The following is a 10,515-nucleotide window of genomic DNA, read 5'->3' as shown; positions in this document are numbered from 1 at the left end:
CTGCACCCCAGCCATCGGTGGCCATCGGTGGCTAACCGCTTGGAGATTCCATGTCCGCCATCGTGGTTCGTCTCGCCCGCACCTTGCTGGGCGTGGTCGCCGTCGCCGCCGCCGCGACCCATCTCCCCTCCGCCGCGGCGGAGGGCTCGGGCTCCGCCGACTGGGGATCCGTGACCGCCGGACCACAGGCGCCGGTCCCCGCGCCCATGCCCACACCGCGCGGACCGGTGACCGCCATCGTCGTGCTCGGCTACGGGCTGCTGCCCGACGGCGCCATGCGCCCGGAGTTGGTCGACCGCCTGCACGCCGGATACCTGCAGGCGTTGCTGGCTCCCTTCTCGCCGGTCATCGTGACCGGCGGCAACGCGCACAACGGTGTCACCGAGGCAAGGGCGATGGCGGACTGGCTGATCGCTCGCGGCGTACCCGCGGCGCGCATCCATCTGGAACCGGAGGCGGCCACGACCGTGCAGAACGCCGAACGCTCGGCGACGATCATGCGCGCGATCGGCGCGCGCGACGTCGTGTTGATCACCTCGGCCGACCACCTCGACCGCGCGGTGGGCACCTTCCACGACGCGGGGGTGGACGTCGTCGGCACCGTGACTCCCGAGCAGATGCCGCCCCTGGTCTGGCGGTTCGGTCCGCTCTCGTGACGAGAGCGCGCCGTCGTCCACCATTTCGCGATACAGGAGCAACCATGAACGAGACCGCGGTGAATCCGGCCGATCAGGCCAGATCACTCATCGACCATCGTTACCGTTCCACTCTCCGCTATGAGGTGGAACGGGAAAAGATCCGGGAATTCGCCCGCGCCGTCCAGGATTCCCATCCCGCGCATCGGAGCGAGGACGCCGCGGCCGAACTCGGCTTTCCCGGGCTCATCGCGCCCGCCACATTCAGCTCGATAATCCTCACCAGAGTGCACCGCGAAATTCTGGACACGCTGATCACCGGCTACGACCCGACCCGGATCCTGCACGCGGACCAAGTTTTCGACTTCGGCAGGCCGTTGCTGGCGGGCGATCGCCTGACCTGCGACGTCTATTTCGAATCGTTCCGGCACTTCGGCGATTACGACGTCCTCGCGATCAAGAGCGTGCTCATCGACCAGCACGGCACCGTGGTGCAGACCGGCTCCAGCGCATTGCTCGCCCGGGTGGGCGGTCGCGATCCGTGGTTGGCCGACGCCGTACGCAAGGTCGCCATGGGCCATCGCTCCCCGGACGCACCGGCTCGAGGCAGCGCCGTCGTCCCGGCCGCGGCGGATCACCTCGCGCCGACGCCGCTGCGCCGGATACCGCGTCCGCGCGTCGCTTTCGCCGACCTGTCGGTGGGCGCCGAACTGCCCCTTCGCACCATGCGCCTGTCCCGTGGCGACCTGGTCAACTACGCCGGGGTGACGGGCGAATCCAATCCGGTGCTGTTCGACGAAAGGGTCGCGGTCGCCAGCGGCCTGCCGACCGTGGTCGCTCCTGGCATGCTCAAACTGGGTCTGGCCACCTCGTTCTTGAGCTCCTGGCTCGGCGACCCCGCGGCTCTCACCCGGTTTCGTGTGCAGTTCGCGCACAACGCGCAGCACCTGCGCATACCACCGGTCGGCACCGGCGTGATCCAATTCCGCGGCCGGGTCACCTCCATCGACCCGCGCAGGCGGCGGGCGACCATCGCGGTCGACGCGCGCGCCGAGGGACGCAGACTGTTCGGCTATGCCGCCGCCGAAGTGCGCTTCCCGTAGGCGAGCACCGGCTGATCAGGCCGCCGTACCGGCCCGATCGCGGACAGCCACGCGCGACAGGCCGACGAGCGACGCCAGGCGGCGGTGCGAATCCAGCCGCGCGTCGCGATCGTAGGTGCTGGTGTGTACGAGGATTTCGTCGGCGCCCGTCCTGCCCACCAGCCGCTCCAGTCGGCCGGCGACCTCGTCCTCGGTTCCGTACAGGTGGCCGCGCAACCCCTCGTCGAAGATCCGGCGCTCCCGATCGGTCATGGTGCGCGCCTCGATTTCCACGGGCGGTATCAGGGGCGGGAACTCGCCATGGGTGCGCGCGTATGCGCCGGACCACGCCTCCGGCAGCAGCAGCCGATGCGCTTCGGCAGTGCTGTCGGCGATCACTGTCGAGGCGGAGACCACGACATAAGGCGCCGCGCCCACCGCGGCGGGGCGGAACAGGGCACGATAGCGCTCGATAGCCTCCACCATGCGGTCCTCCCCGCCGACCGCGGCGATGACCAGCGGCAGCCCGAAGCGGGCGGCCCGCTCGGCGCCGGACCCGGTGGCCAGCAGGAACGCCGGGATACGCAGCCCTTCGGCGGGCCACGCGTGCACCCCCTGTCTGCCCTCGGCGAAGTACCCCAGCAGCTCGGCGAGCTGGGCGTCGAAGTCCTCCGCGTCGCGCTTGTCGTGCCCCAGCGCTCGCCGCACGCCGTCGGTGAACCCGACCGAGCGGCCGAGACCCATGTCGATGCGTCCCGGGTAGAGCGATTCCAGCACGCCGAACTGCTCGGCGACCACCAGCGGCTGGTGGTTGGGCAGCATCACACCGCCCGTGCCGATCCGGATCCGCTCGGTCGCTCCCGCCGCTGCGGCCGCGAGCACGGTCGGCGCCGAGCCCGCCACGCCGGGCACACTGTGGTGCTCCGACACCCAGAAACGGTGATAGCCCCACCGTTCGGCGAGCCGGGCGAACTCGACGGTCTCCCGTAACGCGGCCGGATGGCTCTGACCGCGCCGGACGCGCGAGCGATCGAGAACGGAGAACCGGACAGTGGAAAGCGCCGAGGTCATATCGGTGTCAACGCGAGCGCGCCGCGCTCATTCCGCCGATTCACGACGGCGTGGGCAGCCCCAGCGCCTGCGCCAGCACCCGCCACGCCTTCGGCAGCTGCGCCTGGAAGTCCGGCCAGGTGTGCATGCCCGCCGCGGTGTACTCCAGGGTGGCGGGGATGTTCAGCTGGGACAGGCGGTCGGCGAACCGCTCGGTGCAGGCCCGGGCACCCGCTTCCAGCGCAGCACCGCCGCCTGCGGTTTGCAGCGCTTCCGCGACCGACGGGGAGTTCGCGACCGACACCAGATCGGCTCCCGTCGGCAGCCCGGTGGCCGCCGAGAGGTAAACGGCGGTGTCGCGCAGGTTCTCCGCGTGTAGCAGGCTGTCGTGCGCGGCCCACTCCGGTGAGGTCGGCGGGCCCCAGAGATTGTTCACGTTGCCGCCGCGCGAGGCGACCGTGATGGTGGTCACCGCGTGCCCCAGCGGGTCGGCGGTGGAGTAGCACCCGCTCATCCCGGCGACGGCGCGATACCAGCCCGGATGGCGCTGGGCGAGCATCATCGCCGCCTGCGCGCCCATCGACACCCCGGCGATGGCGCGACGCCCGTCGGTGCGCAGCAGCGACTCCACGATGGGCGGGAGCTCGGTGGTGAGGAACGTCTCCCAGCGGTTGAGTCCGAGTGCGGCGTCCTGCCGGACCCAGTCGCTGTACATGCTGCCGGTGCCGCCGCCGGGCAGCACCACGTCCACCGGCTTGCCCGCGAAGAACTCGGCTGCTGCGCCCTTGGTCAGCCATGCGGACGTGGCATCGCCGTCGACGCCGTCGAGTAGGTACAGCACCGGGCGCGGCGCCGCGCCGCTGCCGCGCAGGATGTCGACGGTGATGATCCGGCGCATCGCCGCCGAGGCTATCGACAGCCGTTCGTGCCCCCCGCCCAGGTCCTCGATCGAGAGCAGCCCGGTGCGCGTCATGGCGGGGTCGACGGCGGGCGGCGGGGTCTGCGGCACCGGATCGGCGAGTACGGGCGCAGCGGCAGCGGTGGCGATGAGGGCCATCGCCACCGCGGTGATCGGCATACGTGGGCTCATCCGGCTGCGGCGGCCCGTTCCGCTTCTCTGGCCGCGGCGCGTTCGCGCTGTTCCTCGAACCGGCGCGCCCGGATCTCCAGGTCTTCGAGGTAGGCGTGCAGCTCCTCGCGGGCTCGTTCGCCGTCGCCGGTCAGATCGTCGCGTTCGAAGACGTGCCACGCGCGCAGCACCGGACGCACCACCACATCGAGATGCTGACGCAAGTCGTAGATGCCGTGCTTGGCCAGCAGCACGGCGTTGCGCCGGAAATTCGGCTGGGTCAGCCCAGGCATCTGGAATCGGGTGACCACGCTGGTGATGGCGCGCAGCGCTTCGTTCGGCACCAGGTCGAGGGCCGCGGCGCTGATGTTCCGGTAGAAGATCATGTGCAGGTTCTCGTCGGCGGCAACTCGCTGCAGCATACGCTCGGCGATCGGTTCCTCGCAGGCCGCTCCCGTATTGCGGTGGCTGATCCTGGTCGCGAGCTCCTGCAACGTGACGTAAGCGACCGAATGGAGCAACCGCTCCTCTTCGCCGGGTGTGGCGAAACCTGTGGTCATATGCGCCATCCGCGCCTGCTCCAGCAGCACCGGATCGACCGCGCGGGTCACGACCAGATAGTCGCGCATCACGATGGCGTGGCGGTTCTCTTCGGCGGTCCACCGGCCCACCCAGGTACCCCACACCCCGTCCAGCGAGAACGACTCCGAGATCTCCCGGTGATACGACGGCAGATTGTCCTCGGTGAGCAGATTGGTGATCATCGCGGTCTGCGCGACCTCGGAAAGCGCGGATTGACCCGGCTCCCAATCGATTCCGCCGAGGGCGGCGAAATTGCGGCCGTCGTCCCACGGCACGTAATCGTGCGGATTCCAGGATTTCGCCTTGCGCAGATGGTCGTTGAGCAGGCGTTCGGCGGTGGGCTCCAGTTCGCGCAGAATATCGCGATCGGTCAACGCGGTGGTCACTCGAACTCCTTTGCTCACCCTCGAGATCAGGGCACAGTCGACGATAGCGGCGAAATATCAGGCAGAACGGCCGATCACGCGATCGTTGGGCGAGGTGACGATGGCCATATGGCCCGGCTGGGGCAGTTCACAAGCCGGGGCATCGCCCGCGTCGGCCACCCGATACAGCCCCGGCGGCCCGCCCGCCGCCCGCAGCCGGTCCAGCAGATCGTGGGCGCGACCGGCCAGTTCCGGGATGCGCGCGGTGCGGCCGGTGGCCACCGTGGCCGTCAACGGGACCTCGGCGGCCTCACCGACGATGGCCAGCACGTCGTCGGTCATGGTGAATGTTCCGGTGCGGGCGGGCACGTCGTCGAGCGGCACCAGCACCGTGCCGCCCGCGGCGGACAGCACCGACAAGGCCCGTGAGCCGAGCGGACCGGCCAGCGCGGCCTGCACGCGACGGAGTTTGCGCCGGGCCGCGTCCGTGCCCGTGCCGGGTCTTCGCTCGTCCGGATGCGCCGGAATGCCCAGCGCGACGACCTGATACGACCGGGCGATCGGAATGCCCGTCGCCCTGGCGAGCTCGCCGACCGCGTGCCCGCCCAGCAGCGCGGAGACCAGCGTCTGAGCCGCGGTCTGATGTTCCCGCGCGACCGCGCGGTGCTCGTCGACATAAGCGGTCGACGCCGCCACGGTCACCATCTCCAGTACGTGGACGGCCAATAGCGCACCCGCGAGAAAATGATCGGTTCGCTCGTCGGCGACCTCGTCGGCGAGGAATTCCAGGCCGCTACGGATTTCGTCGTGATATGCGCCGAGCACCGTTTCCAGTGTGATGCCCTCCCGCGCCCAGCGCGAGGCGAAACCGGCGATCTCCGGTGGCCGGACCGCCGCGGGCGCCGGACGCGGAGCCAGTAGTTCGACAGCGGCCGCCAGACAATTCCGTGCGGTCGTCGCCACATCGCCGGACGCGTCGCGGCCGGAACGCCCGGCCAGGTGTGCGACGAGTTTCGATGTCAACGTCTCGGTACTCGGTCTCGACTGCCTGCCCATCATGCCTCCCGAAGGTTAGCGTCGGATCGTGATGGAATCGAGATATGTTCCGCCGCATCGGGTAAGTCATCAGCGGCCGCCCGACCCGTTGGGCGCAATCACAACTTTCGCTGGAATTTCGCGCAGCCCGCGTCCCGCACAGGCAGAACCGCTGCGGCACCGCTATTTTCGGATCCGGCCCGATGTCTTCGCGGGCGCACCGATTTCCGGAGTGTGACGCAGCGCCGTCCGCGCATTTCCGGCGCTGCGTCGAGATCACCCTAGATCCGTGGGCACCGCCCTGAGTAGTCCCCTCCGGCGCTCTGGGGACGGTTCATCGCGACCCACGGCCACGATTGGGACGTCACACAGTCCGTGTCGTCGCCGTGAGCCGGGGGGTCGCGTGCTATGAACCGAGGCATCGAAAGGCAAACCTGTGAGCTGTTCCATCAGATCATCCGAACCGCTGTGCAGCAGATCGCATCGCCGATAGCATCGAGCGCCGCGCTGCCGTACGGCGTCGCGACGAGTTTTGAAGGGCGACAACACATATGAGCGGTACGCGAGACAAGCTGGACGAGCTGCGGGGGATTCTGGAACTGGCCGAAGAGCCCGCAGGCGAAAACGGCATCGCGAAGCGCAAGACCAAGGGCATTCCCAGCGCGCGGGAGCGAGTGCGCGCGCTACTCGACCCGGGGAGTTTCGTGGAGACCGGCGCGCTGGTGCGCCAGCCGGGCACCCCGGGAGCCATGTACGGCGACGGCGTGGTCACCGGCCGCGGGCGGATCGACGGCAGGCCCGTCGTGGTGATCGCCCACGATCAGACGGTCTTCGGAGGCTCCGTCGGCGAGATGTTCGGCCGCAAGGTCGCCGCGGCGCTGGATTTCGCCACCAGGAACGCCTGCCCGGTCGTCGCGATCAACGACTCCGGCGGCGCCCGCATCCAGGACGCGGTCACCTCGCTGGCCTGGTACGCGCTGATGAGCCGTCGCCAGGAACGACTGTCGGGCTTCGTCCCGCAAGTGTCGATCATGCTGGGCAAATGCGCGGCCGGGTCGGTCTACGCACCGGTCAACACCGACATCCTGATCGCGACCGAGAAGTCCTACATGTTCGTCACCGGCCCCGAGGTGATCAAGGAGGTCACCGGCGAGGAGGTGACCATGGAGGAACTGGGTGGCGCGCAGGCGCAGGCGGCCAACGGCACCGTCCACCATGTCGCCGCCACCGAGCAGGACGCTTTCGACTGGGCCAGGACCTATTTGGGCTACCTGCCGTCGAGTTGCCTCGAGCCGGGCCCGGTCGTCAATCCGGGCCTGGAGCCGCAGGTCACGCCGCACGATCTGGAGCTGGACTCGATCGTTCCCGACTCCGATCGGCAGGGCTACGACATGCACGAGATCTTGCTGCGCCTGTTCGACGACGGCGACTTCCACGAGATCAGCGCGGCGACCGCGCAGAACCTGATCACCGGCTTCGCCAGGGTGGACGGGCGCAGCGTCGGGGTGATCGCGAATCAGCCGCTGGTCCTCGGCGGCGCGATCGACGCCAAGTGCTCGGACAAGGCGACGCACTTCATCCGGCTGTGCAATGTCTTCGGGCTGCCGCTGATCTTCGTCGTGGACACCCCCGGCGTGCTGCCCGGCGTGGAGGAAGAGCGCAGCGGAGTGATCAAGCGCGGCGGACGGTTCTTCCGCGCGGTGATCGAGGCGACCGTCCCGATCGTGACCGTCGTGGTCCGCAAGGCCTACGGCGGAGGCTACGCCGTGATGGGCTGCAAGCAACTCGGCTCCGACGTCAGCCTGGCCTGGCCGACCGCGCGCATCGCCGTGATGGGTGCGGAGAGCGCGGTGAGCATCGTCGGCAAACGGCAGCTCGCCCAGGTGGCCCCTGAGGACCGCGCGGCCGTGCGCGACGCCATGATCGAGCAGTACAACACGACGGTGGCCACGCCGTGGATCGCCGCCGAGCGCGGCTACATCGATGCGGTGATCGAGCCTTCGCAGACGAGACTGGAGATCCGCCGGGCGCTGCGTCTGCTGCGCGAGAAAGAGGCGAGCGCCGAGCCCAACCCCCGCAAGCACAGTCTTTTTCCGGTCTGAGGCGCACCGGACCCGGTTATGCTGTGTCACAACATAACCGGGTCTATGTGGTGGGATCTCCGGCGATCAGCGGCGAACCGGGCCGTCCGGCACGCCGATGCCTTAATCTCAGGTCAGTGCCGGGCCCGCTTCGTTCGCCGCGTAGCGGCGCGGCACGCGACGTGCCCGCTGCGCCTGTTCCCTACCCTCGCCCGGCGGGCACGCCGCACCAAGGCTCAGCCGTGCCCCCAGGTGAGATCGGCCGCCACCCACTCGGTCTCCCACCTGCGCAGCCGCCGACGATCGAGACCGCGGCGCAGCAGCAGATAGCTGCCGACGAGCACGATCGAAACGCCGAACACCGCACCGGCGGTCAGCATCACCGCCTTGCTGGCGGGCTGGGTCGACGACGGCGGCTCCACGATCGCGCCGCGTTCGTTCAGCCAGATCGGCACGGTGGAACCCGGCTCGACCACCGTGGTCGACTGATAGTCGCCGGTGTGGGCCACGCCCTCGGCATCCTTCCAGGACACACGCGCGGGCACCACCGGCGCGTACAGCGGCGCCTTCCCGGTTTCGATCACGGTGGCGTCGACTCGATGCAAGCGTGCCGTCTCGGCCCGCACCGCGGCCGTCTCGACGCGGTACACCCGGCCGCCGACGGTCAGCGCGAGTATGGGCACGACTATCAGGAACACCAGGGCCAGCAGCACCGCGACACCGGTCTGCACACGATCTTCACTGCGGCGCAGCGGATTGCGATCCAAGCCGACGCGGCGGCACGTCCGGCGGTACATGTTCACCGACCCGGTAGGCATGACGGTGACTCCTCGTTGCGAATTTCGGCGGTGAGGGTGACGAGGGTGTCGAAGAACTCTTCGACGAGGCCGGGCAGGCCCATCGGATCAGGGCCCGCCGCCCAACTCTGTAGCGCCGCGAGCAGCATGCCCGCACCGGCGCCGACGGCGACGGCCGGACGCGGATCGGTCTGCGGATCCACGCCGAGCCGTGCCGCGATGATCCGGACGGACTCGCGTTGCCCGTCGATGCGGATGCGCTGATAGCCGGCGAACAGTTCCGGTTCGTCCTCGAAGCGCTGGAACAGCGCCCAGCGGCGGGCCAGCAGCGACGCACGGGCCCCGCCGTACTCGGTGGCGAGCCAGTCGTGGACGGCGCCGCGGTAGGCGATCAGGGGCGACTCGGAAAGGGGACGGTGGCTCAGGGCTTCGTTGAACAGGTGCACATCCTGGTCGACATCGCCGAGAATCGCCTCTTCGATGGACGCGAAGTGCCTGCTGAACGTGCGCCGGGTGACACCGGCCCGCAGCGCGATGTCCTCGACGGCCACCGCGTCGAGCCCCCGCTCGGTGAGCAGGTCGAACGCCGCGCGCGACAGCGCTTCACGGCTGCGCCGAGTGCGCAGCCGACGGCCGTCCAGACCGACACCGTCGTCGCTCATGCACCTGAGCATACCCCTATTGTCCCAATGGGACAATACTTTGCTCTTGCCCGGCATGCGCATCACCTCGCAGAGAAGATGCCCGATTCGGGCGCGCTGAATCGCCCGGGAAGACGTCGGGAGGGCGGCCGGCGGCCGGTCAGCTTCTCGGGTTGTCCACCGGTTCGTCGACGGTCGGCGGAATGCCGTCGCGCAAGATCTGGAGCAGCTGGCCGGAATGCTCCGGTGAGGGGGCCAGCAGCGAAAGTTGGTTCAGCACCGTGTAGTACACGTCCAGGTCGGCGATCTTGTCCAGATACAGCGCGCTGGTCAGCTGCTGGAGATAGACGATGTCGGGCAGATCGGCCTCGGCGAAGCGCAAGACGGTGAACGCGCCGTCGGTGAGCGCGGGGCCGCCCACGTGATCGGCCAGGATCTGGATCGTGACGTTCGGCCGCGCCGCCGCGTGCAGCACGCGGTCCAGCTGCGCGCGCCAGACGGTCGAGCCGCCGATCCTGCGGCGCAGCGCGGCCTCCTCGATGAGCATCCACACCTGCGGCGGGTGCGGGCCGGCGAGGATTTCCTGCCTGCGCATGCGCAGCGCGACCCGGCGTTCGATCGCGTCCTGCGGCTCGCCCGGATGCGACAGTGTGAGCAGCGCGCGGGCGTACTCCGGGGTCTGCAGCAGTTCGGGGACCGCCCGCGGCTCGTAGCAGCGGATCAGCCGGGCCGCCTGTTCCAGCCCGAGGTAAGTGTCGAACCACTTCGGCAACCAGTCGTTGTCTCGCGCCCACCAGCCCGACGCATTGGCCTGCCTGGCCAGTTCCAGGTATCGATCCCGTTCCGCGGGGTCGGTCACCTCGTAGAAGTCGAGCAGGTCGACCAGATCGCGTTCCCGGCAGCCGGTGCGCCCGAGCTCCAGCCGACTGATCTTCGAATGCGACCCGCGAATGGCCTCACCCGCCGCCTCCCTGGTGATCTTCCGGTCCTCGCGCAGGCGACGCAGCCTGCCGCCTAGAACCATCCGCAGCACCGTCGGCCCGCCTCCGGACACCGGCTGAGCGCCGAACCCCGCCGCATCGGCCGCCTGTCGTACGTTCGAAGGACGCATGCCCCGAGTCTGCCATGTTGTCCCAGTCGTTATCTACGGCCGAAAGTCCCTGTACCGCCGCGCATTC

10 protein-coding genes are annotated in these 10,515 nt (G+C 69.3%); 3 read left to right on the top strand and 7 right to left on the bottom strand.

What is annotated here, in order from left to right; all coding sequences use genetic code 11:
- The first annotated feature begins 50 nt into the window (after nt 1-50).
- The gene (locus ACFV2O_RS32860) at nt 51-656 is read left to right on the top strand and encodes a YdcF family protein (protein ID WP_379255491.1); all 606 of its coding nucleotides are present in this window, start codon (nt 51-53) and stop codon (nt 654-656) included.
- A gap of 44 nt (nt 657-700) precedes the next feature.
- Complete coding sequence (locus ACFV2O_RS32855; RefSeq protein WP_355078395.1) at nt 701-1,738, top strand: fused (3R)-hydroxyacyl-ACP dehydratase subunits HadA/HadB; 1,038 nt, start codon at nt 701-703, stop codon at nt 1,736-1,738.
- A 15-nt stretch (nt 1,739-1,753) separates the two neighbouring features.
- Here the strand turns inward: ACFV2O_RS32855 and ACFV2O_RS32850 are convergent, their stop codons facing one another.
- Genes ACFV2O_RS32850 through ACFV2O_RS32835 form a run of 4 tightly spaced genes read right to left on the bottom strand, consistent with a single transcriptional unit; the run spans nt 1,754 to nt 5,839 of the window.
- A complete protein-coding gene (locus ACFV2O_RS32850) occupies nt 1,754-2,788 on the bottom strand; it encodes an LLM class flavin-dependent oxidoreductase (RefSeq protein ID WP_379255490.1) in 1,035 nt (344 codons plus the stop codon).
- Between the two features lie 40 nt (nt 2,789-2,828).
- Nucleotides 2,829-3,845, bottom strand: a complete 1,017-nt coding sequence (locus tag ACFV2O_RS32845; protein WP_355078397.1) for an alpha/beta hydrolase family protein — start codon at nt 3,843-3,845, stop codon at nt 2,829-2,831.
- Nucleotides 3,846-3,853: 8 nt separating this feature from the next.
- The gene (locus tag ACFV2O_RS32840) at nt 3,854-4,804 is read right to left on the bottom strand and encodes an acyl-ACP desaturase (protein ID WP_379255489.1); all 951 of its coding nucleotides are present in this window, start codon (nt 4,802-4,804) and stop codon (nt 3,854-3,856) included.
- Between the two features lie 57 nt (nt 4,805-4,861).
- Nucleotides 4,862-5,839, bottom strand: coding sequence for a transcriptional regulator (locus tag ACFV2O_RS32835; protein WP_379255488.1), 978 nt, complete (start codon nt 5,837-5,839; stop codon nt 4,862-4,864).
- A gap of 530 nt (nt 5,840-6,369) precedes the next feature.
- On the opposite strand from ACFV2O_RS32835, the gene ACFV2O_RS32830 reads away from it, so the two are divergent.
- Entirely contained in the window at nt 6,370-7,920 is a 1,551-nt protein-coding gene (locus tag ACFV2O_RS32830; protein WP_355078400.1) for an acyl-CoA carboxylase subunit beta, read from the top strand.
- 215 nt (nt 7,921-8,135) lie between these two features.
- Here the strand turns inward: ACFV2O_RS32830 and ACFV2O_RS32825 are convergent, their stop codons facing one another.
- The 3 genes from ACFV2O_RS32825 to ACFV2O_RS32815 form a co-directional block, all read right to left on the bottom strand.
- The gene (locus tag ACFV2O_RS32825) at nt 8,136-8,717 is read right to left on the bottom strand and encodes a hypothetical protein (protein ID WP_379255486.1); all 582 of its coding nucleotides are present in this window, start codon (nt 8,715-8,717) and stop codon (nt 8,136-8,138) included.
- Nucleotides 8,699-9,358 carry a TetR/AcrR family transcriptional regulator gene (locus tag ACFV2O_RS32820; protein WP_379255484.1) on the bottom strand — a complete coding sequence of 220 codons (660 nt, stop codon included), beginning with the start codon at nt 9,356-9,358 and terminating at the stop codon, nt 8,699-8,701. The genes ACFV2O_RS32825 and ACFV2O_RS32820 overlap by 19 nt, the downstream gene beginning before the upstream one ends.
- Before the next feature lie 139 nt (nt 9,359-9,497).
- Entirely contained in the window at nt 9,498-10,448 is a 951-nt protein-coding gene (locus tag ACFV2O_RS32815; RefSeq protein WP_356968210.1) for a helix-turn-helix transcriptional regulator, read from the bottom strand.
- Nucleotides 10,449-10,515 lie beyond the last annotated feature (67 nt).

Origin of the sequence: Nocardia sp. NPDC059691 (assembly GCF_042733915.1) — a bacterium.
Taxonomy (GTDB): Bacteria; Actinomycetota; Actinomycetes; order Mycobacteriales; family Mycobacteriaceae; genus Nocardia; species Nocardia sichangensis.
The sequence above is the reverse complement of the archived record's forward strand: the minus strand, read 5'-3'. Positions and strand labels throughout refer to the sequence as shown.

Bases quoted from the DNA above. Each gene is read 5' to 3' on its own strand.
- ACFV2O_RS32855 (WP_355078395.1), top strand. From the start codon at position 701: ATGAACGAGACCGCGGTGAATCCGGCCGATCAGGCCAGATCACTCATC.
- ACFV2O_RS32815 (WP_356968210.1), bottom strand. From the start codon at position 10,448: ATGCGTCCTTCGAACGTACGACAGGCGGCCGATGCGGCGGGGTTCGGC.
- ACFV2O_RS32820 (WP_379255484.1), bottom strand. From the start codon at position 9,358: ATGAGCGACGACGGTGTCGGTCTGGACGGCCGTCGGCTGCGCACTCGG.
- ACFV2O_RS32860 (WP_379255491.1), top strand. From the start codon at position 51: ATGTCCGCCATCGTGGTTCGTCTCGCCCGCACCTTGCTGGGCGTGGTC.
- ACFV2O_RS32845 (WP_355078397.1), bottom strand. From the start codon at position 3,845: ATGCCGATCACCGCGGTGGCGATGGCCCTCATCGCCACCGCTGCCGCT.
- ACFV2O_RS32830 (WP_355078400.1), top strand. From the start codon at position 6,370: ATGAGCGGTACGCGAGACAAGCTGGACGAGCTGCGGGGGATTCTGGAA.
- ACFV2O_RS32850 (WP_379255490.1), bottom strand. From the start codon at position 2,788: ATGACCTCGGCGCTTTCCACTGTCCGGTTCTCCGTTCTCGATCGCTCG.
- ACFV2O_RS32825 (WP_379255486.1), bottom strand. From the start codon at position 8,717: ATGCCTACCGGGTCGGTGAACATGTACCGCCGGACGTGCCGCCGCGTC.
- ACFV2O_RS32835 (WP_379255488.1), bottom strand. From the start codon at position 5,839: ATGGGCAGGCAGTCGAGACCGAGTACCGAGACGTTGACATCGAAACTC.